The following is a 24,888-nucleotide window of genomic DNA, read 5'->3' on the forward strand; positions in this document are numbered from 1 at the left end:
CGAGCGCCTCCCGGGGTTTAGTAGAGAACCACGCCGCGGATCGACTCGCCGCGCTTCATCAAATCGAAGCCCTTGTTGATGTCCTCCAGCGGCATGGTGTGCGTGATCAGGTCGTCGATGTTGATCTTGCCTTCCATGTACCAGTCGACGATCTTCGGCACGTCGGTGCGCCCGCGCGCACCGCCGAAGGCCGAGCCTTCCCACTTGCGGCCCGTGACCAGCTGGAACGGCCGCGTGCTGATCTCGGCGCCCGCCTCGGCCACGCCGATGATGATGCTGCGGCCCCAGCCCTTGTGCGTGCATTCCAGCGCCTGGCGCATCACCTTGGTGTTGCCGATGCACTCGAAGCTGTAGTCGGCGCCGCCGTCGGTCAGCTGCACGATGGCGTCGACGACGTTTTCGGTGTCCTTCGGGTTGATGAAATGTGTCATGCCGAACTTGCGGGCCATGGCTTCGCGCTCGGGGTTCAGGTCCACGCCGATGATCTTGTCGGCGCCCACCATCTTCGCGCCCTGGATCACGTTCAGGCCGATGCCGCCGAGGCCGAACACCACCACGTTGGCGCCGGCTTCCACCTTGGCCGTGAAGATCACAGCACCGATGCCGGTAGTCACGCCGCAGCCGATGTAGCAGACCTTGTCGAAGGGGGCGTCCTCGCGGATCTTGGCGAGGGAGATTTCAGGGGCGACTGTGTAGTTGCTGAAAGTGCTGGTGCCCATGTAGTGGGCGATCGGCTTGCCGTCGAGGCTGAAGCGGCTGGTGCCGTCGGGCATCTGGCCCTTGCCCTGCGTGCCGCGGATCAGCTGGCACAGGTTGGTCTTGCGCGAGAGGCAGAACTTGCACTGACGGCATTCGGGCGTGTACAGCGGAATGACGTGGTCGCCCTTCTTGAGCGTGGTGACGCCGGGGCCGACATCGACCACGATGCCCGCGCCTTCATGGCCGAGGATCGCGGGGAAGATGCCTTCGGGGTCGGCGCCCGAGAGCGTGTAGTAGTCGGTGTGGCAGATGCCGGTGGCCTTGATCTCGACCAGCACTTCGCCGAATTTCGGGCCTTCGAGGTCCACGGTTTCGATGGTGAGCGGGGCTCCGGATTTCCAGGCGACGGCAGCTTTGGTTTTCATGGCGAGTGTGATTCTTCAGAAAGGCGAAGCGGTAAGGATACCCAGACGACGTTCAAACAGGGCCGGCAGGAAAGATTCCCGACATTCCCACAAAGCCGGGCAAGTGGCGAAAGTCCCAGACCCAGTTTCGCAGTGCGGGAAATTCATCGAGCGAAATGCCGCCTTCGCCGGCGAGTGCGACGTAGGGGAAGCAGGCGAGGTCGGCAATGGTCGGTTCGGGCGCGGATGCGAGCCAGTGCAGGCCCGCGCTGGCTTGCTCGGCAAGATGGTCGTCGAGCACGCGGAACACGGTGTGCGCGCCGCGGCGGCAGGCTTCGATGTCGAGGTGGTGGTAGCCGAGCGCGTCGTGCAGCCGCGCGGCCGAAGCGGTGCGGGTGATCTCGTCGGCGGTGGCGAGCCACATCGCGACCTGGCCGCGCAGCTTGGGGTCGTCGGGGTACCAGTGGCCTTGCGCGTCGTAGCGGCTCGCCAGGTAGATCAGGATGGCCTGCGCATCGCGCAGCACGAAGCCGTCATCGTCGATCACCGGGATCTGGCCGAGCGGGTTGATGTTCGCCAGGAAGGCGGCGGACTTGTGTTCGCGGCCGGGAAAGAAATCGACCGGCACTGTTTCGTGCGCGAGGTCCAGCCAGGCCAGCATCTGTCGCACCTTGAAGCAGTTGCCCGACAGCGGGTAGTCGTAGAGCCTGATCGTCATGCCGCAGCCCTCACGCCGAAACGCATGCCGCGTTCGCGCAGCCATCGCCGGTAGGTGACGGAGGATGTGTCGCCGCGCGTCGGCGTCTCGGCGCGGCCTTCGAGCGGCATGCGCTTGAAGGCGTGGTTCTCCAGGATGGGCTTGTCCTGGCCGAAGATGGTGTGCTGGAAGGCGATGAGCTCGGCATCGGTGGAGTCGTCGTCGTAGCAGGCGAGCAGCGTGTGGGCGATCACGTGCTCGTCGTCGATGGGCTGCAGGAAGAGGCCGATCGCGTCGAGCTCGCCGGGGCGGAAGCTCGACTTGTAGAGCATGGCCGAGAAGGGCTGCATCACTCGGTACTTGTAGAGCACCTCGCTGCCCGAATCATGGGCGGCGGAGGCGCGCGGCTGCCAGAAGCGGCAGTCGGTGGCCCAGATCTCGCCGGTGGCGGGCTCGACCTGCACCTGGTATTGCGCTACCTCGGTGTGCGGCACCTTGCCGAGGTAGTCGGCATGCACGAAGGGAAAGTGCGCCATGTCGAGAAAGTTCTCGATCACGCGCAGGCCCGACACCGCGACGCCGATGCCGCCGCAGTCGATGATGCGGCGGCCGGGCTCGCTGTGCTCCGGAAAGTCGAACAGAGCGCGCGCGGGTTGGCCGCTGGGGCAGACCCAGAGGTAGCCGTAGCGCGATTGCACGGTGAGCGGCTGGTCGCCGAGGCGGCATTGGGGCGTGCCGTCGGCGTCGGTCCACAGCTGCACGGTTTCGCCGAGCAGGCGGGTTGTGCGCGGCGTTGTCGTCGCGGGTCCGACGACCAGCCAGTCGTCGAGCATGTTCGGGTCGTCGGTGACGAAGGGCATGGGGTGCTTTCAGCCTTGGGGCAGGGCTTCGATGTCGGCGCGCAGTTCGCGGGCCGCCGTGTGCAGGGTCTTCATGGCGGGCGAGTCGGGGGCTGCATCGGTCCACAGGTGGACAAAGGCAAGCCGGGGCTGGGCGTCGAGGACGAGGGCGACGGTGTTCACGTTGTCGAGCAGGCCGCGCCAAGCGCTCGAGACCGCATCGGCTGTCAGGCCGCGCTGTGCCAGCGTTTCTCGCACCGTGCCGGCGGGTGTGCGCACGGTCAGTGTGCGGCAGAAATGCCAGCCGATGGGAATGGCGCCGTCCAGTGCGGCGGGCGCGGGCGGCGTCTCGGGTGACAGGTGAACCCACAGCATCCCCGCGGCCTCCGCTGTGCCGAAGGTCTTCGCGCAGACGTTGCGCGGCGCCTGCATGGCCGGGTGCGCCGGAATGTTGGTGCACTGCCCGCTGCCCGCCGCGTACTGCCAGCCGTGGTACGCGCAGGCCAGGCGGTTGTCGACGACCTGGCCCAGCGTGAAGCGCACGCTGCGGTGCGGGCAGCGGTTCTCCCAGGCCTGGGCGGTGCCGTCGGCGGCGCGCCAGAGTGCGAGCTCCTGGCCCTCGGCAAAGCCGGCGACGATGTTGGCTCCGGCGCGCAGGTCGGCCGAGCGCGCGACGGGGTGCCAGGTGGCGGTGTTCTGTGTGTTCATGAGTCGTGGGGGCGCAAGACAGGGCGCCGGTGATACCGTACCGCTTCCGCCGCACCGATGAAAGCCACATGAAGAGACGCTACTTTTCATTCCTGCAACGCCGGGCCTCATGAGCCGGATCGATCTCGCTCTGGTCGAGGCCTTCGTACTGATCGCCAGGAGCGGCAGTCTCACCAAGGCCGAAAGCCTCTCGGGTGTGTCCAAGGCCACCTTGAGCCGGCAGCTCACGCGGCTGGAGAAGTTGCTCGGCGCGCAGTTGCTGATGCGCAGCCCGCGCCGCATCGCGCTCACCGAGGCCGGCCGCGCTTTTTTCGCGCGCGGCGAAGGGCTGCTCGACGAAGTGACGGGCCGGCTCGAAGCGGCCAGCACCGAGATCCACGCGCTGACGACGGGCGTCTCGGGCGGCCTCTCGCTGCTGTCGGACACGCAGTTCAGCACCTCCTTCGTCTGCCATGTCGTCAAGCTGTTCCTGGAGACGCATCCGGACGTGCGCTGCCAGCTCGACGTGGCGAACGGCTTTCACGCGCCGCAGATCGGCGATGTCGACTGCTACGTGTGCTCCGAGCCGCCCGATGCGCCGAACCTCGTGGCCAAGCTGCTCGGGCGGCTGAACTACGGGCTGTATGCGAGCCCGCAGTACCTGGCGCGCCGCGGCACGCCGTCGTCGCCGGAGGAACTGGCCACGCACCAGTCCATCGTGATGAAGGAGCCTTCGGTGCGCTCGCAGGTGCTGCTGGTGTCGGGTGCATCGAGCTTTGCCTTCCAGCCCGAGCCCGCCTTCGAGACCAACGACCACTGGGTCATGAAGACCTTCTGCATCGATGGGCTGGGCATCGCGCTGCTGCCGGCCTTCTTCGTGCGGCCCGAGGTGGAGCAGGGCGTGCTGGTGCAGGTGCTGCCGCAGTGGCAGCCCGAGCCGCGGCGCATCTACTGCGCCTACCAGCGGCAGCGCTACATGGGGCAGAAGCTGCGCTCGTTCGTCGACCTGATGGCGCGCTGCGTGGTCGACATCGATTCGTACAACTACTACGTCGGATCGTCCACGGCGCGACGCCGCAGGACGGCCGCGAGACCATAATTGCAGTCCGCCAGACCCTCATCCATCATGAAGAAAATCCTCGTCCTCAACGGCCCCAACCTCAACCTGCTCGGCACGCGCGAGCCCGAACAGTACGGACGCGACACGCTGGCCGACGTCGAGCGCCTGTGCAAGGACACGGGCGCGAAGCTGGGCGTAGAGATCGAATGCCGCCAGTCGAACCACGAAGGCGTGCTGATCGACTGGATCCAGGAAGCCGGCCGCGAAGTGGCGGCGGGCAACATGCTCGGCGTGGTGATGAATCCGGGCGCTTACACCCACACGTCGATTGCGCTGCACGACGCCATCAAGGGCGCGAGCGTGCCGCTGATCGAGCTGCACATCTCGAACGTGCACGCGCGTGAAGAATTCCGCCACCACTCGTACATCTCGCCCGCGGCGAAGGGAATCATCGTGGGGCTGGGGGTGAAGGGCTACACCCTCGCCATCGCGGCGCTGGTGCCCTGAGCCTCTTCTAGTACATCTGCTTCGGCGCCGTGGCCTTCCAGCTGCGGCTGATGCGCCCGGCGCTGTCGATGCTTTCGAGGTGCACGTCGAAGCCCCAGAGCCGCGCGACGTGCTTCAGCACTTCTTCAGCCCCGTCATGCAGCGGCAGGTTGTTGCGCTGCGTGTGACGCAGCGTCAGCGAACGGTCACCGCGCGTGGCCACGCTCCACACCTGGATGTCGGGCTCGCGGCTGCTGATGTCGTACTGGCGTGACAGCGATTCGCGCAGCGCCTGGTAGCCGCTGTCGTCGTGGATGGCGGACACCTCCAGCTCAGCTTCGCTCTGATAGTCGCGGATCGAGAACAGGCGGAAGTCGCGCATCGTCTTCGGGCTCAGGAACTGGCCGATGAAGCTCTCGTCCTTGAAGTTGCGCATTGCGTAGTCGAGCGTCTTGAGCCAGTCGCTGCCCGCGAAGTCGGGGAACCAGCGGCGGTCTTCCTCGGTCGGCTTCTCGCAGACGCGCCGCAGATCGGTGTACATCGCGAAACCCAGCGCATACGGGTTGATGCCGCTGTAGGCGCGGTGCCCCACCGGTGGCTGGAAGATCACGCCCGTGTGCGAGCTGAGCCATTCCATCATGAAGCCGTCGGCCAGCTGGCCGCGGTCGTACATGGTGTTGAGCAGCGTGTAGTGCCAGAAGGTGGCCCAGCCTTCGTTCATCACCTGGGTCTGGCGCTGCGGGTAGAAGTACTGCGCGATCTTGCGCACGATACGCACCACCTCGCGCTGCCAAGGCTCGAGCAGCGCGGCGTTCTTCTCGATGAAGTAGAGCAGGTTCTCCTGCGGCTCTGACGGAAAGCGCTTTGACGAATCGGACTCGGCCGCCTGCTCGCTCTTGCGCGGCAGCGTGCGCCAGAGGTCGTTCACCTGCTGCTGCATGTGACGCTCGCGCTCCGTGCGCTGGGCGCTCTCTTGGGCCAGCGAGCGCTTCTGCGGGCGGCGATAACGGTCGACGCCGTAGTTCATCAACGCGTGGCAGGAGTCGAGCAGTTCCTCGACCGCATCGAGGCCGTGGCGCTCCTCGCACTCGGCGATGTAGTGCCGCGCGTACACGAGGTAGTCGATGATGGACGACGCATCGGTCCACATCCGGAACAGGTAGTTGCCCTTGAAGAAGCTGTTGTGGCCGTAGGCCGCATGCGCGATCACCAGGGCCTGCATGGCCATGGTGTTTTCTTCCATCAGGTAGGCGATGCACGGATCGGAGTTGATGACGATCTCGTAGGCCAGCCCCATGTGCCCGCGGCGGTAGTTCTTCTCGGTGGCGATGAACTGTTTACCGTACGACCAGTGGCGATAGATCATGGGCATGCCCACGCTCGCGTAGGCGTCCATCATCTGCTCGGCCGTGATGACCTCGAGCTGGTTCGCGTACACGTCGAGGCCATAGCCCTTGGCGGTCTTGGCGATCTCGGTGTGATACGTCTCGATGAGGTCGAATGTCCAGTCGGACGGGCTGGGCAGGCGTTCGAGCCGAGGGGGGACGATGATGGCGCTCATGACGTGACCCCTTCCTTCTTGAACAGGTCGCGGAAAACCGGATAGATGTCTTGCGCGTCGGACACCTTGCGCATGGCGAAGTTGGGCGCGACGCCCTCGAGTTGCTGGTACTCCTGCCACAGGTTCTGCTCGGTCTCGGCCACCTGCACGTAGGCGTAGTAGCGCACCACCGGCAGGATGTTCTCGACCAGCAGCTCGCGGCAGCGGCCGCTGTCCTGGTGCCAGTTGTCGCCGTCGCTGGCCTGCGCGCCGTACACGTTCCATTCGCCGCTGGGGTAGCGCGCCTTGATGATCTCGTCCATCAGCACCAGTGCACTCGACACCACGGTGCCGCCGGTTTCGGTGGCGTGGAAGAACTCTTCTTCCGTCACTTCCTGCGCCTGCGTGTGGTGGCGCAAAAACACAAGATCGATGGTCTCGTAGTGCCGCGTGAGGAACATGTACAGCAACATGAAGAAGCGCTTGGCCATGTCCTTGCGCGCCTCGTCCATCGAGCCCGACACGTCCATCAGGCAGAACATCACGGCCTTGGCGCTGGGCACCGGCGTCTTCACGCGGTTGCGGTAGCGCAGGTCGATGGGGTCGATGTAGGGCACGTGCCGCATGGTGCGGCGCAACTCGGCAATGCGCTCTTCGGTCTCGCGGATTTCCTTCTGGATAAAGGGCTGCGCGGCCTGCGGATGCAGCTTCAGGTGCTCGAGGTGCGCCTCGAGGCGCTTGAGCTCCTTGCGCGGCTCGCCGCCCAGCGCGATGCGGCGGGCCAGTGCGCCGCGCATCGAGCGCACCACGTGCAGGTTGTTGGGCGAGCCGTCGCTGGTGAAGCCGGCGCGGTGGCTCTTCCACTCGGGCACGTCGGCGATCTGCGTGCGAATGAGGTGCGGCAGCGCGAGGTCGTCGAAGAACACGCGCATGAACTCTTCGCGCGTGAGGCGGAAGACGAAGTCGTCTTCGCCTTCGCCGCTGTCGCTGGCCTCGCCGCTGCCGGAGCCACCGCTGCCCCCACCCTCGGGGCGCTTGATGCGGTCGCCCTTCAGGTACTCCTGGTTGCCCGGATGCACGTACTCGCGGTCGCCGCCGCGTGCATGCCCGAACACAGGTTCGGACACGTCGTGGCGCGGCAGGGTCACGTCTTCGCCTTGCTCCAGTTCGCGGATGTTGCGGCCGCTGACGGCGCGCCTCACCGCTTCCTGGATCTGCCCCTTGTAGCGCCGAAGGAAGCGCTCGCGGTTGCCAATGGACTTGTTCTTGCCCGATAGCCGGCGGTCGATGATCTGCTGCAGGATGGCCACGATGTTGTCAAAGCTCCTTGCAAAGAGAGAACGAACGAAGGGTCGTCTTTTTTATGAACTCTTGCGCACCCGCAGATACCACTCGCAGAGCAGGCGAACCTGCTTGGCCGTGTAGCCCTTCTCGACCATGCGGGTCACGAAGTCTTCGTGCTTCTTCTGTTCGTCGGCGCTGCTCTTGGTGTTGAAGCTGATCACCGGCAGGAGCTCTTCTGTGTTGGAGAACATCTTCTTCTCGATCACCGCGCGCAGCTTTTCGTAGCTGGTCCACGCCGGGTTGCGCCCCGCGTTGCCGGCCCGCGCGCGCAGCACGAAGTTGACGATCTCGTTGCGGAAGTCCTTCGGGTTGCCGATGCCGGCGGGCCGCTCGATCTTCTCGAGTTCGCCATTGAGCGAGGCGCGGTCGAATACTTCGCCGGTGTCGACGTCGCGGAACTCCTGGTCCTGGATCCAGTAGTCGGCGTAGGTGACGTAGCGGTCGAAGATGTTCTGGCCGTACTCGCTGTAGCTCTCGAGGTAGGCGGTCTGGATTTCCTTGCCGATGAACTCGGCATAGCGCGGCGCCAGCAGCTCCTTGATGTAGCTGATGTACTTCTGCTCGATCTCGGGCGCGAACTGCTCGCGCTCGATCTGTTGTTCGAGCACGTACATCAGGTGCACCGGGTTCGCGGCCACTTCGGAGCTGTCGAAGTTGAAGACCTTCGAGATGATCTTGAAGGCGAAGCGCGTGGAAACACCGCTCATGCCTTCATCGACGCCCGCGTAGTCGCGGTACTCCTGGATCGACTTGGCCTTGGGGTCGGTGTCCTTGAGGTTCTCGCCGTCGTACACCTGCATCTTGCTGAAGGTGCTGGAGTTCTCGGGCTCCTTCAGGCGGGTGAGCACCGAGAGCTGGGCCATCATGCGCAGGGTGCCGGGCGCGCAGGGCGCCTGGGCCAACGACGAGTTGCGCACCAGCTTTTCGTAGATCTTGATTTCTTCCGAGGCGCGCAGGCAGTAGGGCACCTTGACGATGTAGATCCGGTCGAGGAAAGCCTCGTTGTTCTTGTTGTTGCGAAAGGCCTTCCACTCGCTCTCGTTGCTGTGCGCGAGCACGATGCCGTCGAACGGGATGGCGCCGAAGCCTTCGGTGCCCTTGAAGTTGCTTTCCTGCGTGGCCGTGAGCAGAGGGTGCAGCACCTTGATGGGCGCCTTGAACATTTCCACGAACTCAAGCAGGCCCTGGTTGGCCAGGCACAGGCCGCCGGAGTAGGCGTAGGCGTCCGGATCGTCCTGGGCGTAGGTTTCGAGCTTGCGGATGTCGACCTTGCCGACCAGCGAGGAAATGTCCTGGTTGTTCTCGTCGCCGGGCTCCGTCTTGGCAACGGCGATCTGACGCAGCACTGATGGGAAGCGCTTGACGATCTTGAACTGGCGGATGTCGCCGCCGTACTCCTCGAGCCGCTTGACGGCCCAGGGCGAGAGAATTCGATTCAGGTAACGGCGCGGGATGCCGTATTCTTTTTCAAGGATCTCGCCGTCTTCAAGCGTGTCGAAGAGGCCGAGCGGGGATTCGTTCACCGGCGAGCCCTGGATGGCGTAGAAGGGCACGTGCTCCATCAGCTGCTTCAGGCGCTCGGCGATCGAGCTCTTGCCGCCGCCGACCGGGCCCAGCAGGTAAAGGATTTGCTTCTTTTCTTCCAGCCCCTGGGCTGCGTGGCGGAAATAGGACACCACCTGTTCTATGGCGTCTTCCATGCCATAGAACTCCTTGAACGCCGGATAGATCTTGATGACCTTGTTGGCGAAGATGCGCGAAAGACGGGGGTCGTTGCGCGTGTCGACCAGCTCCGGGTCGCCGATGGCCTTGAGCATGCGCTCGGAGGCGGTGGCGTAGGCCGTGGGGTCACGCTTGCAGATATCCAGGTAGTCCTGCAGCGAGATGACTTCCTCGCGGGTGCGCTCGTAGCGGGCGGCAAAGTTGCTGATCACATCCATGGTCACGCCTCCATCAAGTCAGTGGGCTTTTAGCCCGATGGCGTGCAGCAAAGGCCTTGCGCAACATTTAAAGGTGTGCCTGCCCATGGCTGCATGCCGCGGAAAACTCCCTTACAACAATCTGCTAACAATCAGCATAAAGCAAAGATTGAACCCGGCAAATCATTTGTTAATTCAGAACCACACGGACGAGTAAAGTTCAACGAAAAACAAGGAACAAATTTCCGGATTTCAGTTAAATTCAAAGGCTCGCTTTCCCAATTCTCCCCGGGTGAAAACACCTATGCCAAATGGCTATCGTCCGTTTTTGCCTTTTCTCCGGGAAAGCATCGCCTATTGAGCCTCGGGGCTCAAAAAAACGGGCGTCTCCTGCAATAACGCGCGGTCTGTCGTTTGGTTTATTGCGCAGCCAAAAAAATATAAAAGCAATCCTCGCGCCACTTTTTGATGGGCCACTTGCGCGTGTTGGCGTGGGAAGGAAGCTTGGGCGCGGGTCGGCATGTACCGCAGAGGTGCAAGACGCACTGCCAATGTGCCTGCTGCGGGCTTAGGAGGCCTGCGTGCACCAGTCCGGCGACTCCAGCATGACAAAGGGCCGCTGTGCGGCCCTGGCTGGAGGTGGTGGCATCCACTGAAAGTGAAGCCCCCAGCGTTACATATCTCAGATGGAAAACAGGTCCGGCGCGTAACGCTGGCACCGGACGGCGCGGGGATTCAGGCCGTTGGCCAGTCCCTGCACGCCTTTGGTGCTCGTGGGCCGACTCAGCTGAAGAATTCTTTCGCCTTGTCGAACCAGCCCTTGTCGGTTGGGCTGTGCTTCTCGCCGCCCTTCTTGAGCGACTCGTCGAGGTCCTTGAGCAGCTTGCGCTGGAACTCGGTGAGCTTCACCGGCGTCTCGACGCGCACGTGGCAGTACAGGTCGCCGGGGTAGCTCGAGTTCACGCCCTTGATGCCCTTGCCGCGCAGGCGGAACTGCTTGCCGCTTTGCGTGCCTTCGGGAATGTCGATGGCCGCCGCGCCCTTGAGCGTGGGCACGTTGATCTCGCCGCCCAGTGCCGCCGTGGTCATGCTCACAGGCACCACGCAGTGCAGGTTGTCGCCGTCGCGCTCGAAGAGGTCATGCTTCCTGAGCCTGATCTCGATGTACAGGTCGCCCGGCGGGCCGCCGTTGACGCCTGGCTCGCCGCTGCCGGTCACGCGCATGCGCTGGCCGTCGTCGATGCCTGCGCGGATCTTCACTTCGAGTGTTTTGTTGCGCTTGATCTTGCCCTGGCCGTGGCACACGGTGCAGGGCTCGGGAACGATCTTGCCGCTGCCGTGGCAGGTGGGGCAGGTCTGCTGCACGCTGAAGAAGCCCTGGCGCATCTGCACCGCGCCCGCGCCATGGCAGGTGGTGCAGGTGATGGGCTTGGTGCCGGGCTTGGCGCCCGAGCCATGGCAGGTGTCGCACTCGTCCCAGGTGGGAATGCGGATCTCGGTGGTCTTGCCTTCTGCAGCCTCTTCGAGCGTGATTTCCATCGCGTAGCTCAGGTCGCTGCCGCGGAACACCTGGCGGCCACTGCTGGTGCGGCCTCGGCCGCCGCCACCGAACACGTCACCGAAGATGTCGCCGAACGCCTCTGCGAAACCGCCGAAGCCTTCCGCACCAGGGCCGCCGCGCATGTTGGGGTCTACGCCGGCATGGCCGTATTGGTCGTAGGCCGCGCGCTTCTGTCCGTCGGACAGCATTTCGTAGGCTTCCTTCACCTCCTTGAACTTGGCCTCGGCCTCCTTCGAGGTGTCGCCGTGGTTGCGGTCGGGGTGGTGCTTCATCGCGAGCTTGCGATAAGCCTTCTTGATTTCTTCCTCGCTCGCGTTCTTGGGGACGCCGAGGGTTTCGTAGTAGTCGCGTTTGGTGGCCATGGCAGGTCGATCAACAGATCAGGGAAGCAGCGGGAACTCGGGTAACTTGAAGCGAGAAAGGCTGGAGCACCTTTTCAGGTGTTCCAGCCTTGCTCAAGGGGCTGAAGATCAGCCCTTCTTGACTTCCTTCACTTCGGCGTCGACCACGTTGTCGTCGGCCCGTGCGCTTGCAGCAGCTTCCGCGCCACCTGGGCCGGAGGCGGCCGAGGCGCCGGCCGCAGCCTGCGATTCGGCGTACATCTTCTCGCCCAGCTTCTGGCTTGCGGTCATCAGCGTGTTGGTCTTTTCCTCGATCGCGGTCTTGTCTTCACCCTTGAGGGCTTCTTCCAGGTCCTTGATCGCTGCTTCGATCGCATCCTTCTCGGCGGCTTCGAGGCTTGCACCATGTTCGCCCAGCGACTTCTTCACGCTGTGCACCATTGCCTCGCCCTGGTTGCGCGCCTGCACGATTTCGAGCTTCTTCTTGTCGTCGGCCGCGTTCAGCTCGGCGTCCTTCACCATCTTCTGGATCTCGTCCTCGGAGAGGCCCGAGCTCGCCTTGATGGTGATCTTGTTTTCCTTGCCGGTGCCCTTGTCCTTCGCGCCGACGTGCAGGATGCCGTTGGCGTCGATGTCGAAGCTCACCTCGATCTGCGGCGTGCCGCGCGATGCCGGCGGAATGCCTTCAAGATTGAATTCGCCGAGCGCCTTGTTGCCCGCGGCGATGTCGCGCTCGCCCTGGAACACCTTGATGGTCACGGCCGGCTGGTTGTCTTCGGCGGTCGAGAAGGTCTGCGCGAACTTCGTCGGGATCGTCGTGTTCTTGGCGATCATCTTCGTCATCACGCCGCCCATCGTTTCGATGCCCAGCGACAGCGGGGTCACGTCGAGCAGCAGCACGTCCTTGCGGTCGCCCGAGAGCACCTGGCCCTGGATGGCGGCGCCAACAGCCACGGCTTCGTCGGGGTTCACGTCCTTGCGCGGTTCCTTGCCGAAGAAGGCCTTCACCTTGTCCTGCACCTTGGGCATGCGGGTCATGCCGCCGACCAGGATCACGTCGTTGATGTCGCCCACGCTGATGCCGGCGTCCTTGATGGCCACGCGGCAGGGAGCGATGGTGCGCTCGATCAGCTCATCGACCAGGCTTTCGAGCTTGGCGCGGGTGAGCTTGATGTTCAGGTGCTTCGGACCCGAGGCATCGGCCGTGATGTAGGGCAGGTTGATGTCGGTCTGCGCGCTGTTCGACAGTTCGATCTTGGCCTTTTCAGCAGCTTCCTTCAGGCGCTGCAGGGCCAGCACGTCCTTGCTCAGGTCGACGCCCTGGTCCTTTTTGAACTCGCCGATGATGTAGTCGATGATGCGCTGGTCGAAGTCTTCGCCGCCCAGGAAGGTGTCGCCGTTGGTCGACAGCACTTCGAACTGCTTCTCGCCGTCAACGTCGGCAATTTCGATGATCGACACGTCGAAGGTACCGCCGCCGAGGTCGTACACGGCGATCTTGCGGTCGGCCTTGTCCTGCTTGTCGAGGCCGAAGGCCAGGGCAGCAGCGGTGGGCTCGTTGATGATGCGCTTGACGTCGAGGCCCGCGATGCGGCCGGCGTCCTTGGTGGCTTGGCGCTGGGCGTCGTTGAAGTAGGCCGGCACCGTGATCACGGCTTCGGTCACGGTTTCGCCGAGGTAGTCTTCGGCGGTCTTCTTCATCTTGCGCAGGATGTCGGCGCTGACCTGTTGCGGGGCCATCTTCTTGCCGCGCACTTCCACCCATGCGTCGCCGTTGTCGGCCTTGGCGATGGTGTAGGGCATCAGGTCGATGTCCTTCTGGACTTCCTTTTCCTCGAACTTGCGGCCGATCAGGCGCTTGATCGCGTACAGCGTGTTCTTGGGGTTGGTAACGGCCTGGCGCTTGGCCGAGGCACCGACCAGCACTTCACCGTCTTCCTGGTACGCGACGATCGACGGCGTGGTGCGTGCACCTTCCGAGTTCTCGATCACACGCGTGGTGTTGCCTTCCATGATCGACACGCACGAGTTGGTGGTGCCGAGGTCGATGCCGATGATCTTTGCCATGTTCTTTACTCCTGAAAGCCTGAAAAATATGTTGTTATGAACTTGTGGATAACCCGTCGCGATTCAAGGTATGAAGCGGGGATTTCCTGTGGGAATCTTGTGTGCTGGCGAACGCTGGTGCGCGCTGCTTACTTCGGCGCGCTGACCGTGACCAGCGCCGGGCGCAGCACGCGCTCGTTGATGGTGTAGCCCTTCTGGAGCACGCTCACCACGGTGTTCGGTTCCTGGTCGGCGGCGGGCACCACCGAGATGGCCTGGTGCTGGTGCGGGTCGAACTTGGTGCCGGGCGCGGGGGCCACTTCGATCACCTTGTTGCGTTCGAGCGCGCTCTTGAGCTGGCGCAGCGTGGCTTCGGCGCCTTCGCGGATCTGCTCAGGGGTGGCGTCCTTGATGGCCAGGCCGGCTTCGAGGCTGTCGGTCACCGGCAGCAGGCTCTCGGCAAAGGCCTCGACGGCGAACTTGCGGGCCTTGGTGATCTCGTCGTCGGCGCGGCGACGGGCGTTCTGCACATCGGCCTGGGCGCGCAGGTACTGGTCGGCCAGTTCGGCATTCTTGGTCTGCAGGGCGGCGAGCTCGCCTTGTGCCACGGCCAGGGCGTCGAGCGCCTCGGCTTCATTGGCGGCGTGCGCAGCCTCCAGTTCTTCGGGGCTTGGCTCGCCTTGCAGCATTTGAGAATTCTGTGCGGATTGTTGCGGGTCAGACATTTTTCAAAGAACCGGCATGTGCCGGAAAACAAACGTTAGCCAGCCACATGGGGCTGGCCCAAAGCATTTCAAGCGAAAAAACGCGGCCAAAAGGGCCGCGGAGGCATGAAAAAGGCCCGAAATCGGGCCTTGGAGCCATCGGCTCGAATGCTCAGTGAGCGTCCAGGAGTTCGACGTCGAACTTCAGCGTGGCGTTCGGGGGAATCACGCCGCCAGCGCCGCGGGCGCCATAGCCCAGCGATGCGGGAATGATCAGCGTGCGCTTGCCGCCGATCTTCATGCCGGCCACGCCTTCGTCCCAGCCCTTGATGACCTGGCCCGCGCCCAGCGAGAACGCGAATGGGTCGTTGCGGTCGCGGCTCGAGTCGAACTTGGCGCCTTGCACGCCGTCGTTGTAGAGCCAGCCGGTGTAGTGCACGTGCACGTGCTGGCCGGCCTTGGCTTCGGTGCCGGTGCCGACTTCGGTGTCTTCGTATTGCAGGCCGGAGGGAGTGGTGGGCATGAGAAACGCTCCTTGCGTCGATGTGAGATCAGTGGATCGAAGGCGCGGAGTTTACCGATGCCGGGAAGGCCGGCCTGTGGTCCGTCAGCTCTGGCTGGTGTCGTCGGAGGGGGGCGCGGGTGTGGACGCAGGCGCCGCCACTGGGGCCGGAGCAGGCGCGACCGCTGGCGAAGCCGGCGCGGCGGGCGGTGCGACCGGTGCGGGTGCCGCTGCTTTCTTGAGTTGTCCCAGTTGCCATTTGCCGGCAAAGGCCTGCAGGTCGGAAAGGCGCTTGAGCAGGTCCTGCCCGCTGAGCGTGAGGCTGTAGCCATCACTGCCGTGGCCGACGATGCCGGCCTCGCGCAGTTCCTTGATGCGGGTGTTGAGCGTGTTGGGAGTGATGCTGCCCACGCTGTCCTGAAGCAAACGGAAGGTCTGCGCATGGCCGTCGCGCAGAGCCCAGAGCACGCGCAGTGCGTAGCGGGCTTCGAGCAGGGCGAGCAACTGGCTGACGGCTGCGTTTTCCTTGGTACTCATCGACATCATCTCCTCGAAGCGTTCTTGTGGTTGGTATGAACCGTCTCGTTGGCCGGCGACTATAGCGCAATCGATGAGGATGCTACTAGTTTTATAGCTGTCAGGGCATGCTGCATGCGGGTTGTGAGACAAACACTCACAAATTGGTGTAGTTGGCCATGGCTTCGCCCAGGCGGATCGCGCGGGTGGGCGACCAGTCCGGATTGAAGGCCAGCGCGGGCGCCGGGAACAGCATGACGACCGTCGAACCGAGCAAGAAACGGCCCATCTCGTCGCCCTTGCGGATGTCGATCTGCTTATCGGTGTAGTGCCACTCGCGCAGCTCGCCCACGCGCGGCGGATTGACCACGCCATGCCACACGGTGGCCATGCTGCCAACGATGGTGGCGCCCACCAGCACCAGCACGAAAGGCCCGTGCGCCGATTCAAAGACGCACACCACGCGCTCGTTGCGCGCGAACAGGCCGGGCACGCCACGCGCCGTGGTGGGGTTCACCGAGAACAGGTCGCCCGGCACATGGATCATGCGCACCAGACGCCCATCGCAAGGAATGTGGATGCGGTGGTAGTCCTTGGGGCTCAGGTAGAGCGTGGCGAAGCTGCCGTGCGCGAACTTCGCGGCCAGCGCGGCGTCGCCGCCGACCAGTGCGGTGGTCGTGTAGTTGTGGCCCTTGGCCTGGAAGATCTGGTCGCCCTGGATCGCGCCGAACTGGCTGATCGCGCCGTCCACCGGGCAGACCAGGTCGGCCTGCGCGAGCGGCCGCGCACCAGGCTTGAGCGCGCGCGTGAAAAACTGGTTGAAGCTCTTGTAGTGATGGATGTCCGACTCGAGAGCCTCGCCCATGTCCACGCCGTACTTGGCCACGAAGCGCCGGATGATCCACGTCGTCACGGCGCCCCGTTCCTTGCCCGCAACCCAGCCGGCGAAATTGGTCAGGGCCTGCTTGGGGAACAGGTATTGGGGCAGTACGGCAGAGCGGTCGGACACGTGGGGAAGGCCTGGAATGCGGAATCGGAGGGGCATTCTATAAAGCGCTTCTCCCCCGGGGCGTAGGAAGCTTCCCTTGGTTCGTCCGACCCGCCGTCAGCCGGTCAGTCGGCCTTGATGCCCGCCGCCTTGATCACCTGCGCCCACTTCTCCACTTCGGCCTTCTGGAACGCCGCGATCTGCGTGGTGCTCAGGTCGGTCGGCTCCATGCCGAAGCCCTTGAGCTTGTCCTGCATCTCGGGCGTCGCGAGGATCTTGCGGATCTCGGTGTGCAGCCGGTCGACTACCGGTGCAGGCGTGCCCGCGGGCACGAAGATCGCCTGCCACGACACCACCTCGAAGTCTTGCAGGCCCGGCACGCCCGATTCGGCCACCGTCGGTACATCAGGCATCGAGGCCAGGCGCTTCGACGATGTGACCGCAATCGCGCGCAGCTTGCCGCTCTGGATGTGCGGGCCCGCGACCACCGTGGTGTCGAACATCATGTCGACCTGTCCGCCGATCACGTCCTGGATCGCTGGGCCGCTGCCCTTGTACGGAATGTGCGTGAACTTCACGCCCGACTTGAAGGCCAGCAGTTCCAGCGCCAGGTGCTGCGAGGTGCCCGTGCCGGCCGAGGCCGACGAGAGGCCGCCCGTCTTGGCCTTGCTGGCCGCGATCACGTCCTTCAGCGTCTTGTAGGGGCTCGCCTGGTTCACCACCAGCACCACCGGGTTGGTGCCGATGAGCGTCACCGGAGCGAACGACTTCTGCGGGTCGTAGCCGATCTTCGGATACAGGCTCACGTTGATCGCGTGCGAGCTGATGGTGCCGCCGATCAGCGTGAAGCCATCGGGCGCCGCGCGCGCGCCGACTTCCGAGCCCACGCTGCCGCCGGCGCCGCCCTTGTTGTCGATGATCACGCTCGTGCCCAACACCGTGCCGAGCTTCTGCCCGATCAGCCGGCCCAGCACGTCGGTGGTGCCGCCTGCGGGAAAAGGCACGAGGTAGGTGATGGCCTTGCCCGTGGGCCAGTTGTTGCTGCTCTGCGCAAAGGCGACCGGAAGACCGGCGGCGAGCGAAGAGGCGAGGGCGGTGCGAATGAGTGTGCGGCGTTGCATGCAAATGTCTCCTTGGGTTGTCGGGTGTGCGAGTCGGTCGAGGCCCGTTCAGGGCATGTCGACGATCTCGATCCAGTTCGGGTTCTTGCCCACGTCCAGGTGCTGGGGCTTGCCCAGCGCGCCGGTGGCGGCGTCGATGGCGTAGAGCGAGATGCCGTTCGATTCCTGCCCCGCGGCGATCAGGTAGCGCCCAGTGGCATCGATGGCGAAGCCGCGCGGCGTTTTCTCGGTCGGGGTCTGTCCGAGCGGCTGCAACTGCCCCGTGACGGCGTCGACCTTGAACGCCGACAGCGTGCTCGACGTGCGCTCCGACGCGTACAGGTAGCGCCCGTCGGGTGTCAGGTGCAGGTCGGCGGCCCAGGGCTTGCCGGTGAAGCCGGCGGGCAGCGTGGTCGTGCTCTGTTCGAGCTTGAGCGTGCCGCGCGCGGCATCCCACGCGAACACGTGCAGCGCCGCGTCGAGCTCGTCCAGCAGGTAGACGTGGCGCTGAGTCTTGTCCCAGACGAAGTGGCGCGGGCCCGCCTTTGCGGCGGTGGTGGTCAGCGGCGGATCGTTGGGCGACAGCAATCCCTTTTCCGCATCGAAGCGCCAGCTCGACACGTTGTCGCCGCCGAGGCTTGTCGCGAGCACGAAGCGGTTGCTTGCGTCTGCATGGATCGCGTGCGCGTTGGGCCCGGTCTGGATCAGCTGATGGATAGGGCCCACCGCGCCGTCCTTGCCGATGGCGTTGACCGTGATCTTGCCGCCCTGGTACGAGGCCGCGAAGAGCCACTTGCCACTCGCGTCCAGGTCGATGTTGGCCATGCTGTCGGCCAGCGGCGCTTCGCCAAGCTTCTGCAGCTTGCCGGTGGCGCCGTCGATCGACAATGCCGTCACGCGAAAGGGCTGCGAGCGCAGCGCGGCATACAGCACGCGCTTGTCGCGGCTCACCACCATCGGCATCACCGTGCCGCCGACGTTCAGCGTCTGCACGGGCTTGAGCGCGCTCTGGGAACGGTCGAGTTCGAGCACCGAGATTTCCTGGCTGTCGGCGTTCGACACATAGACCCAGGTCGCGGCCGAGGCCGGGCCGATGGCGGCCAGCCACAGCAGCGATGCGATGGTTGTTTTCTTCATGGCTGTGCGGCTCAGGGTTTGATGTTGAGCTTGGTGATGAGCTGCTTGAAGTACACGTTGTCCTTGGCCAGCGTTTCCTTGAACACAGCACCGTCGGTGTAGACGTAGCCCAGGTTCTGCTTGTCCATCACCTCGTGCATCAGCGGTTCGGCGGCGGTCTTCGCGGTGATCTCGCGCAGCTTTGCCATCACTTCGGGCGGCGTGTTCTTCGGCGCGCCCAGGCCACGCCAGGTGCCTATCGACAGGTCGATGCCGCGCTCCTTGGCGGTAGGCACTTTCTCGAAGCCCTTCACGCGCTTGTCGGCCATCACCATCAGCACCTTGAGCTTGCCGCCCTGCACGTGCGTCGTCACTTCGGCCGGGCTCACCGCCACGGCTTCGATGTGGCCGCCGAGCAGCGCCAGCACCGCGGGTGCCGCGCCCTGGAACGGGATGTGGCCAAACTTGGCGCCGGTCTTGTCTTCCAGCGCCGCGGCGGCAAGGTGCCAGATCGAGCCGTTGCCCGAATTGCCCACGCGCACGCTCTCGGGCGACTTCTTCGCGGCGGCCAGGAACTCCTCGATGGTGTTCCACGGCGCATCGGCCTTCACCGTGATCGCGGCCGGGTCGGCGTTGAGCTGTGCGATGGGCTGGAAGTCGTCGTAGTTGAACTTGGCCAGGCCCAGGTGCGGCAGCGTCAGCAGCTCGACCGTGAGCACCGCGAGCTTGTAGCCGTCGGGCTTGGCGTTGATCACTTCCGTCCAGCCGATGGCGCCGCCCGCGCCGGGGCGGTTGACGATCACGATGCTTTGCGAGATGTGCTTGCGGCTCGCCTCGGCGAACGCGCGCGCCAGGCCATCGGTGCCGCCGCCGGGCTGGTAGGGCACCAGCAGCTCGATGGTGCGGTTCGGAAAATCGGCCTGCGCCGCGGCCGGCGCGGCCAGTCCGAGCGAGAGCGCGGCCGTGGCCGAGAGGGCGGCGATGCCGCGAAGAAGTTGGCTTCTCTTCATGATGTCTTTGTCTCCGTTGTTGATCTGATCCTTCAGCCCCGGGGGTGTCTCCTCTGTGGGCTTCCTCACTGTCCTCGCGCGTCAGGGCATGTACTGCCCGCCATTCACTTCGATCACCTGCCCGGTGACATAGCCCGAGAGCTGCTCCGAGGCGAGATAGAGGAAGGCGCCCACGCATTCCTCGGGCTCGCCGATGCGGCCCATTGGAATGCTGGCGCGGAAGTTCTCCAGCATTGCGGGCGTCGAGAAGCGGTCCTGGAACGGCGTCTGAATGACGCCCGGTGCCACCGCGTTCACGCGGATGCGGTCGCCCACCAGTTCCTTCGCCAGCCCGTGCGTCGCCGTGCTCACGAAGCCCTTCGAGCCCGCGTACAGGTACGCGGCCGGCCCGCCGCCCGTGCGCGCCGCGACCGAGGTCACGTTGATGATGTTGCCGCCGCCCTGCGTGCGCATCAGCGGAACCACCTCGCGGCAGAACGCGAGCACCGAGCGCGCGTTGATGTGCATCACCTCGTCGAACAGCGCATCGTCGAACTCGGCGATGGGCACGCGCTTGACCAGGCTGCCGGCGTTGTTCACCAGCACGTCGATGCGACCGAACTGCGCCGCGGTCTGCTTCACGCAGTCGCGGATCGCGGCCGTGTCGCGCACGTCGGCCTTCAGCGCGAAGGCCGTGCCGCCGGCTGCGCGGATGGTGTCGACCACCCGGTTCGCCGCATCGGCCGAGCTGTTGTAGTGCACCGCCACGCGCATGCCGCGTGCGGCGAATGCGATGGCCACCGCGGCGCCGATGCCGGTGCTGGCACCGGTGACGAGCGCGGTCTTGTCCTTGAGGTCTTCCATGCCGTTGCTCCGTGTGAGGTTGTTCAGGTGACCGGCGCCGGGTTGAACAGCACCAGCGCGTTGTGCAGCTTCCAGTGTTCGGCCCAGGTTTTCTTCCGGCCGCTGGCCACGTCGAGCATCAGGTGGAACATCTCCCAGCCGATGTCCTCGATGGTGGCTTCGCCATCGGCGATGCGGCCCGCGTTCACGTCCATCAGGTCGTGCCAGCGACGTGCGAGGTCGCTGCGCGTGGCGACCTTGATTACCGGCACTTCGGCCAGCCCGTAGGGCGTGCCGCGGCCGGTGGTGAATACGTGCAGGTTGATGCCGGCCGCCAGCTGCAGCGTGCCGCAGATGAAGTCGCTGGCCGGCGTGGCGGCGTAGATCAGGCCCTTCTGCATTGCCTTTTCGCCGGGCGCGAGCACGCCGGTGATCGGTGCCGAGCCCGACTTGACGATGGAGCCCATCGCCTTCTCGACGATGTTCGACAGCCCGCCTTTCTTGTTGCCCGGCGTGGTGTTGGCGCTGCGGTCGACCAGGCCCTTCTGCAGGTAGGCGTCGTACCAGGCCATCTCGCGGATCATGGCCTCGGCCACCTCGGGCGTGGATGCGCGCGAGGTGAGCTGGTCGATGCCGTCTCGCACCTCGGTCGTTTCCGAGAACATCACGGTGGCGCCCGCGCGCACCAGCAGGTCGGTGCAGAAGCCCACGGCGGGGTTGGCGGTGACGCCCGAGAAGGCGTCGCTGCCGCCGCACTGCACGCCCACCACCAGCTCGCTGGCGGGCACGGTTTCGCGCTTGCGCTTGTTGAGGCGCGCGAGGTGCTCTTCGGCTTGCCGCATGACCGAATCGATCATCGACATGAAGCCGACATGCTCGTCGTCCTGCAGGCAGACCACGTCGAGTTCCGCGTCACCTTCCTTGCCTTCGGTTTCGCCGCGTTTGTCGACGATGGGAATGCTCCCCGGCGGCAGCAGCCGCTCGGGCTGCAGCTTCTCGCAGCCCAGGCTCACGACCATCACCTCGCCGCCGAAGTTGGGGTTGAGGCTGATGTTGCGCAGCGTGCGGATCGGCACGATGGCATCGGGCGCGTCGATGGCCACGCCGCAGCCGTAGGTGTGCGCCAGCGCCACAACGTCGTCGACGTTCGAATACTTTGGCAGCAGCTCGGCCTTGATGCGCTGCACCGCGAAGTCGGTCACGCCGGCCACGCACTGCACCGTCTGCGTGATGGCCAGGATGTTGCGCGAGCCCACCGAGCCGTCGGCGTTGCGGTAGCCCTCGAAGGTGTAGCCCTCCAGCGGCGGCAGGGCAGGGGGCTTGACCGTGGCGATGGGCAGGCCGTCGAGCCCGGGCGCGGCCGGCATGCGCATCACGCGCTCGTGCACCCAACTGCCGCGCGGCAGCGCCTTCAGGGCGTAGCCGATCACCACGTCGTAGCGGCGGATGGCTTCGCCTTCGGCCAGGTCGACCAGCGCGACCTTGTGGCCTTGCGGCACGTTGTCCACCAGCACGAGGCCGTCGGCGAACTCGGCGCCGGCCTTCAGCCCGCCGTCGTTCGCGACGATGGCCACGTTGTCTGCCGCGTGGATGCGGATGTAGAGCGGTGGGCGGGTGGGTTCGGTCATCGTGGGCTCCTTGCTTACTTCACCACCATGAACATGCTGGGCAGCCAGGTGGAAAACGCGGGAACGAATGTGACCACTCCCAGCGCAAAGATCAATGCCCCGTAGAACGGCCAGATGGTCTTCATCACCGTTCCCACCGACACCCCGCCGATCGCGCAGCCGACGAACTGCGTCGTACCCACTGGCGGCGTGTTCAGGCCCAGCGCGCAATTGATCAGCATCACGATGCCGAACTGCACCGAGGTCATGCCGTAGTGCTGGGCAATGGGCAGGAAGATCGGTGTGCACAGCAGGATGGTGGCCGCCATGTCCAGGAAGGTGCCGAGCACGAACAGGATGATGTTGATCAGCAGGAAGATCACCCAAGGTGTGCTCGTCACCTGCGACAGCATCTGGCCCGTGAGCTCGGCCACGCCGTACAGGCTGATGAGGTAGCCGAAGGTGCTGGAGATGCCGATCAGCAGCAGGATCACGCCCGTGGTGCGCACCGCCTTCGAGGCCGCCTTGATGAAGTGCTCCCACTTCAGCGTGCGGTACACGAAGATCGTGAGGCCCAGCGCATACAGCACTGCCACCGCCGCAGACTCGGTTGCCGTGAACACGCCCGACAGAATGCCGCCGAGAATCAGCACCACGATGAACAGGCCCGGCAGCGCCGCCGCGAACGAGCGCGCCACGATGTCCCAGCCCGGGAACTTGCCGGCCGGGTAGCCGCGCTTTACCGCCACCAGATAGGCGGCTGCGAGATTGCTGATGGTGAGCACCGCCGCCGGCAGCAGCGCCGCCAGGATCAGCGCCGCGATCGACACCTTGCCGCCCGCCGCGAGCGAATAGATGATCAGGTTGTGGCTGGTCGGCATCAGCGCGCCGACCAGTGCCGCATGGGTCGTCACGTTGACTGCGTAGTCGGCGTGGTAGCCCTCCTTCTTCATCATCGGGATCATCACGGCGCCCATGGCCGAGACGTCGGCCACGGGCGAGCCCGAGACGCCGCCGAACAGCGTGCAGGCCACCACATTCGACATGCCGAGGCCGCCGCGCACGTGGCCCACGAGATCGCGCGCCAGGTTGACGATGCGGTCCGCGATGCCGCCGTAGAGCATCAGCTCGCCGGCGAAGATGAAGAACGGAATGGCCAGGAACGAGAAGATGCCCATGCCGGAGGTCATCTGCTGGAAGCCGACCGCCAGCGGCAGGCCTTCATAGAGCAGCGTGGCCAGGGCCGACAGGCCGATGGAAAAAGCGACCGGCACGCCCAGCAGCAGGAAGAGCGTGAACGAGATGCAGAGAATGAGCAGAGGAATGGTCATGGTGGCTCAGGCCCAGGCAGGTTCGATTTCGCGGCCTTGAGCGAGCGCGATGATGTGTTCGATGGAGAACATCACGATGAGGACGCCCGACACGGCGGCGGGCACGTACTTCCAGCCCTCGGAGATCCAGAGCGTGGGCAATCTGTAGTCCCACACCGATTCGGCGAGGGAGGCGCAGTTCCAGGCCATGGCAATGCCGAACAGCAGGATCAGCGCGTGGATGAGGTATTCCATCTTCAGCCGCAGCCAGTCGGGCGCGAGCACGAGGAAGGATTCGAGTCCGATATGGCCCGCGTCGCGCACGCCCACGGCCACGCCGAGCATGGTGACGTAGAGCACCAGCAGCAGCGCGAGGCTTTCGGCCCAGGTGGGGGTGTTGTTGAGCACGTAGCGGCCGAACACCTGCCAGCTCACGGCGCAGATCACCGCGACGAGACCGAAGATGCCCAACCACATGCAGGCACGTGCGAGGGTGCGGCAAAGTTTGGTGTACATAGATTTTCTTTGCCCTTCCCCGGAGGGGGAAGGAGGGGAGCGGGTCGAATCGACGAGGGCGGGCTTACTTCGTTTCCTGCACGCGCTTCACCAGGTCTTTCAGCTTCGCGTCGGTGATGAACTTGTCGTACACCGGCTTCATCGCAGCCTGGAACGGGGCCTTGTCGACTTCGATGATCTCGGCGCCGCCGGCCTTCACCGTGGCCAGCGACTTCACTTCACGCTCTTCCCACTGCTTGCGCATGTAGGGCACCGATTCCTTGGCGGCCTGGCGGATCCAGCCTTGCTCTTCGGTCGAGAGCTTGTCCCACACGCGCTTGGAGAACAGCAGCATCTCGGGGGCCATCGAGTGCTCGGTCTTGCTGTAGTACTTGGCCACTTCGAAGGCGCGCGCGCTTTCGTACGTGGGGTAGTTGTTTTCGGCGGCGTCGATCAGGCCGGTCTTCAGGCCCGTGTAGACCTCGCCCATCGGCATCGGTGTGGCATTGGCGCCCATGGCTTCGAGCATCGACACCCACAGGTCGGACTGCTGCACGCGAACCTTCAGGCCCTTCATGTCGGCGAAGGTGCGCACCGGCCTCTTGGCCGTGAACATCGAGCGCGCGCCGCTGTCGTAGTAGGCCAGGCCGATGAAGCCCTGCTTCTCGCACGACTTCAGAATCTCTTCGCCGATCGGGCCGTCGAGCACCTTGTGCAGGTGGTCGACCGAGCGGAACAGGAAGGGCATGGTCGGCACCTGCGTCTCGGCGCAGATGTTGTTCATGGGCGCGATGTTCACGCGCACCATCTGCAGCGCGCCGATCTTGGTCTGCTCGATGGTGTCCTTCTCGCTGCCGAGCGAACTGTTGTTGAACACCTTGATGCTGTGCTTGCCGCCCGACAGCACCTTCAGACGCTCGCTCATGAACTTCACCGCGGTCACGGTGGGGTAGTCGTCGGGGTGGATGTCGGCCGAACGGAACTCGGTGGCGTGTGCAGCCAGTGTGGTCAGCGCGGCTGCGGCGCACGCGGAAAGTGCGATCAGGGTCTTCTTGGTGAATTTCATTTGTCTCATCCTCTGCTTGGTGGTTGTCG

Annotated in this window: 23 protein-coding genes; 2 read left to right on the top strand and 21 right to left on the bottom strand. The window is 64.7% G+C overall.

Translation table 11 applies throughout. The annotated features are described in order from the left end of the window. Positions 1 to 17: 17 nt before the first annotated feature. The 4 genes from ACSFBF_RS15325 to ACSFBF_RS15340 are packed head-to-tail and all read right to left on the bottom strand — an operon-like array spanning position 18 to position 3,347. Complete coding sequence (locus tag ACSFBF_RS15325; protein ID WP_435468340.1) at positions 18 to 1,124, bottom strand: S-(hydroxymethyl)glutathione dehydrogenase/class III alcohol dehydrogenase; 1,107 nt, start codon at positions 1,122 to 1,124, stop codon at positions 18 to 20. A 52-nt stretch (positions 1,125 to 1,176) separates the two neighbouring features. Then, positions 1,177 to 1,821, bottom strand: coding sequence for a glutathione S-transferase family protein (locus ACSFBF_RS15330; RefSeq protein ID WP_435468342.1), 645 nt, complete (start codon positions 1,819 to 1,821; stop codon positions 1,177 to 1,179). Next, positions 1,818 to 2,660, bottom strand: coding sequence for an aromatic ring-hydroxylating dioxygenase subunit alpha (locus ACSFBF_RS15335; RefSeq protein WP_435468344.1), 843 nt, complete (start codon positions 2,658 to 2,660; stop codon positions 1,818 to 1,820). The genes ACSFBF_RS15330 and ACSFBF_RS15335 overlap by 4 nt, the downstream gene beginning before the upstream one ends. 9 nt (positions 2,661 to 2,669) lie before the next feature. Beyond that, the gene (locus tag ACSFBF_RS15340) at positions 2,670 to 3,347 is read right to left on the bottom strand and encodes a Rieske 2Fe-2S domain-containing protein (protein ID WP_435468346.1); all 678 of its coding nucleotides are present in this window, start codon (positions 3,345 to 3,347) and stop codon (positions 2,670 to 2,672) included. A 109-nt stretch (positions 3,348 to 3,456) separates the two neighbouring features. On the opposite strand from ACSFBF_RS15340, the gene ACSFBF_RS15345 reads away from it, so the two are divergent. Together ACSFBF_RS15345 and aroQ are read left to right on the top strand one after the other, a co-directional pair. After that, the gene (locus ACSFBF_RS15345) at positions 3,457 to 4,425 is read left to right on the top strand and encodes a LysR family transcriptional regulator (RefSeq protein WP_435468348.1); all 969 of its coding nucleotides are present in this window, start codon (positions 3,457 to 3,459) and stop codon (positions 4,423 to 4,425) included. Positions 4,426 to 4,452: 27 nt separating this feature from the next. Beyond that, positions 4,453 to 4,893, top strand: coding sequence for a type II 3-dehydroquinate dehydratase (gene aroQ / locus ACSFBF_RS15350; RefSeq protein WP_093051415.1), 441 nt, complete (start codon positions 4,453 to 4,455; stop codon positions 4,891 to 4,893). A gap of 7 nt (positions 4,894 to 4,900) precedes the next feature. Here aroQ and ACSFBF_RS15355 read toward each other — a convergent pair whose 3' ends face one another. The 17 genes from ACSFBF_RS15355 to ACSFBF_RS15435 form a co-directional block, all read right to left on the bottom strand. Beyond that, positions 4,901 to 6,433 carry a SpoVR family protein gene (locus tag ACSFBF_RS15355; protein ID WP_435468350.1) on the bottom strand — a complete coding sequence of 511 codons (1,533 nt, stop codon included), beginning with the start codon at positions 6,431 to 6,433 and terminating at the stop codon, positions 4,901 to 4,903. Beyond that, positions 6,430 to 7,722: a YeaH/YhbH family protein gene (locus ACSFBF_RS15360; protein ID WP_435468352.1), complete on the bottom strand. Its 1,293-nt coding sequence runs from the start codon at positions 7,720 to 7,722 to the stop codon at positions 6,430 to 6,432. The genes ACSFBF_RS15355 and ACSFBF_RS15360 overlap by 4 nt, the downstream gene beginning before the upstream one ends. A gap of 51 nt (positions 7,723 to 7,773) precedes the next feature. Continuing rightward, positions 7,774 to 9,696, bottom strand: a complete 1,923-nt coding sequence (locus ACSFBF_RS15365) for a PrkA family serine protein kinase (protein WP_093051862.1) — start codon at positions 9,694 to 9,696, stop codon at positions 7,774 to 7,776. A gap of 762 nt (positions 9,697 to 10,458) precedes the next feature. Further along, positions 10,459 to 11,598 carry a molecular chaperone DnaJ gene (dnaJ, locus tag ACSFBF_RS15370; RefSeq protein ID WP_435468355.1) on the bottom strand — a complete coding sequence of 380 codons (1,140 nt, stop codon included), beginning with the start codon at positions 11,596 to 11,598 and terminating at the stop codon, positions 10,459 to 10,461. 108 nt (positions 11,599 to 11,706) lie between these two features. Continuing rightward, positions 11,707 to 13,644 carry a molecular chaperone DnaK gene (gene dnaK, locus ACSFBF_RS15375; protein ID WP_435468357.1) on the bottom strand — a complete coding sequence of 646 codons (1,938 nt, stop codon included), beginning with the start codon at positions 13,642 to 13,644 and terminating at the stop codon, positions 11,707 to 11,709. Between the two features lie 128 nt (positions 13,645 to 13,772). Beyond that, complete coding sequence (grpE, locus tag ACSFBF_RS15380) at positions 13,773 to 14,348, bottom strand: nucleotide exchange factor GrpE (RefSeq protein WP_435468359.1); 576 nt, start codon at positions 14,346 to 14,348, stop codon at positions 13,773 to 13,775. A 151-nt stretch (positions 14,349 to 14,499) separates the two neighbouring features. After that, a complete protein-coding gene (locus tag ACSFBF_RS15385; RefSeq protein WP_435468361.1) occupies positions 14,500 to 14,850 on the bottom strand; it encodes an FKBP-type peptidyl-prolyl cis-trans isomerase in 351 nt (116 codons plus the stop codon). 84 nt (positions 14,851 to 14,934) lie between these two features. After that, positions 14,935 to 15,366: a winged helix-turn-helix transcriptional regulator gene (locus tag ACSFBF_RS15390; RefSeq protein WP_435468363.1), complete on the bottom strand. Its 432-nt coding sequence runs from the start codon at positions 15,364 to 15,366 to the stop codon at positions 14,935 to 14,937. Positions 15,367 to 15,502: 136 nt separating this feature from the next. Continuing rightward, on the bottom strand, positions 15,503 to 16,354 hold the full coding sequence (gene asd / locus ACSFBF_RS15395; RefSeq protein WP_435468365.1) for an archaetidylserine decarboxylase: 852 nt from the start codon (positions 16,352 to 16,354) through the stop codon (positions 15,503 to 15,505). Between the two features lie 104 nt (positions 16,355 to 16,458). Beyond that, the gene (locus ACSFBF_RS15400; protein ID WP_093077771.1) at positions 16,459 to 17,454 is read right to left on the bottom strand and encodes a Bug family tripartite tricarboxylate transporter substrate binding protein; all 996 of its coding nucleotides are present in this window, start codon (positions 17,452 to 17,454) and stop codon (positions 16,459 to 16,461) included. A gap of 48 nt (positions 17,455 to 17,502) precedes the next feature. Continuing rightward, positions 17,503 to 18,570, bottom strand: coding sequence for a lactonase family protein (locus ACSFBF_RS15405; protein ID WP_435468367.1), 1,068 nt, complete (start codon positions 18,568 to 18,570; stop codon positions 17,503 to 17,505). An 11-nt stretch (positions 18,571 to 18,581) separates the two neighbouring features. Continuing rightward, positions 18,582 to 19,559, bottom strand: coding sequence for a tripartite tricarboxylate transporter substrate binding protein (locus tag ACSFBF_RS15410; protein WP_093077768.1), 978 nt, complete (start codon positions 19,557 to 19,559; stop codon positions 18,582 to 18,584). An 81-nt stretch (positions 19,560 to 19,640) separates the two neighbouring features. Continuing rightward, the gene (locus ACSFBF_RS15415; RefSeq protein ID WP_093051385.1) at positions 19,641 to 20,402 is read right to left on the bottom strand and encodes an SDR family NAD(P)-dependent oxidoreductase; all 762 of its coding nucleotides are present in this window, start codon (positions 20,400 to 20,402) and stop codon (positions 19,641 to 19,643) included. Between the two features lie 23 nt (positions 20,403 to 20,425). Next, positions 20,426 to 22,009, bottom strand: a complete 1,584-nt coding sequence (garD, locus tag ACSFBF_RS15420; protein ID WP_435468370.1) for a galactarate dehydratase — start codon at positions 22,007 to 22,009, stop codon at positions 20,426 to 20,428. A 14-nt stretch (positions 22,010 to 22,023) separates the two neighbouring features. Then, entirely contained in the window at positions 22,024 to 23,319 is a 1,296-nt protein-coding gene (locus ACSFBF_RS15425; RefSeq protein WP_435468372.1) for a TRAP transporter large permease, read from the bottom strand. A gap of 6 nt (positions 23,320 to 23,325) precedes the next feature. Then, entirely contained in the window at positions 23,326 to 23,814 is a 489-nt protein-coding gene (locus tag ACSFBF_RS15430; protein ID WP_435468374.1) for a TRAP transporter small permease, read from the bottom strand. A gap of 64 nt (positions 23,815 to 23,878) precedes the next feature. Further along, a complete protein-coding gene (locus ACSFBF_RS15435) occupies positions 23,879 to 24,859 on the bottom strand; it encodes a TRAP transporter substrate-binding protein (RefSeq protein WP_435468376.1) in 981 nt (326 codons plus the stop codon). Positions 24,860 to 24,888: the final 29 nt, after the last annotated feature.

This window comes from Variovorax nivicola, from assembly GCF_051216475.1.
In the GTDB taxonomy this organism is placed as follows: domain Bacteria; phylum Pseudomonadota; class Gammaproteobacteria; order Burkholderiales; family Burkholderiaceae_C; genus Variovorax.

Excerpts from the sequence above, each read along its gene's own strand:
- dnaK (WP_435468357.1), bottom strand. The coding sequence starts at position 13,644 with ATGGCAAAGATCATCGGCATCGACCTCGGCACCACCAACTCGTGCGTG.
- ACSFBF_RS15415 (WP_093051385.1), bottom strand. The coding sequence starts at position 20,402 with ATGGAAGACCTCAAGGACAAGACCGCGCTCGTCACCGGTGCCAGCACC.
- ACSFBF_RS15345 (WP_435468348.1), top strand. The coding sequence starts at position 3,457 with ATGAGCCGGATCGATCTCGCTCTGGTCGAGGCCTTCGTACTGATCGCC.
- ACSFBF_RS15390 (WP_435468363.1), bottom strand. The coding sequence starts at position 15,366 with ATGAGTACCAAGGAAAACGCAGCCGTCAGCCAGTTGCTCGCCCTGCTC.
- ACSFBF_RS15425 (WP_435468372.1), bottom strand. The coding sequence starts at position 23,319 with ATGACCATTCCTCTGCTCATTCTCTGCATCTCGTTCACGCTCTTCCTG.
- ACSFBF_RS15385 (WP_435468361.1), bottom strand. The coding sequence starts at position 14,850 with ATGCCCACCACTCCCTCCGGCCTGCAATACGAAGACACCGAAGTCGGC.
- dnaJ (WP_435468355.1), bottom strand. The coding sequence starts at position 11,598 with ATGGCCACCAAACGCGACTACTACGAAACCCTCGGCGTCCCCAAGAAC.
- ACSFBF_RS15355 (WP_435468350.1), bottom strand. The coding sequence starts at position 6,433 with ATGAGCGCCATCATCGTCCCCCCTCGGCTCGAACGCCTGCCCAGCCCG.
- ACSFBF_RS15435 (WP_435468376.1), bottom strand. The coding sequence starts at position 24,859 with ATGAAATTCACCAAGAAGACCCTGATCGCACTTTCCGCGTGCGCCGCA.
- ACSFBF_RS15410 (WP_093077768.1), bottom strand. The coding sequence starts at position 19,559 with ATGAAGAGAAGCCAACTTCTTCGCGGCATCGCCGCCCTCTCGGCCACG.
- ACSFBF_RS15335 (WP_435468344.1), bottom strand. The coding sequence starts at position 2,660 with ATGCCCTTCGTCACCGACGACCCGAACATGCTCGACGACTGGCTGGTC.
- ACSFBF_RS15365 (WP_093051862.1), bottom strand. The coding sequence starts at position 9,696 with ATGGATGTGATCAGCAACTTTGCCGCCCGCTACGAGCGCACCCGCGAG.
- ACSFBF_RS15325 (WP_435468340.1), bottom strand. The coding sequence starts at position 1,124 with ATGAAAACCAAAGCTGCCGTCGCCTGGAAATCCGGAGCCCCGCTCACC.
- garD (WP_435468370.1), bottom strand. The coding sequence starts at position 22,009 with ATGACCGAACCCACCCGCCCACCGCTCTACATCCGCATCCACGCGGCA.
- grpE (WP_435468359.1), bottom strand. The coding sequence starts at position 14,348 with ATGTCTGACCCGCAACAATCCGCACAGAATTCTCAAATGCTGCAAGGC.
- aroQ (WP_093051415.1), top strand. The coding sequence starts at position 4,453 with ATGAAGAAAATCCTCGTCCTCAACGGCCCCAACCTCAACCTGCTCGGC.
- ACSFBF_RS15330 (WP_435468342.1), bottom strand. The coding sequence starts at position 1,821 with ATGACGATCAGGCTCTACGACTACCCGCTGTCGGGCAACTGCTTCAAG.
- ACSFBF_RS15405 (WP_435468367.1), bottom strand. The coding sequence starts at position 18,570 with ATGAAGAAAACAACCATCGCATCGCTGCTGTGGCTGGCCGCCATCGGC.
- ACSFBF_RS15430 (WP_435468374.1), bottom strand. The coding sequence starts at position 23,814 with ATGTACACCAAACTTTGCCGCACCCTCGCACGTGCCTGCATGTGGTTG.
- ACSFBF_RS15340 (WP_435468346.1), bottom strand. The coding sequence starts at position 3,347 with ATGAACACACAGAACACCGCCACCTGGCACCCCGTCGCGCGCTCGGCC.
- ACSFBF_RS15400 (WP_093077771.1), bottom strand. The coding sequence starts at position 17,454 with ATGCAACGCCGCACACTCATTCGCACCGCCCTCGCCTCTTCGCTCGCC.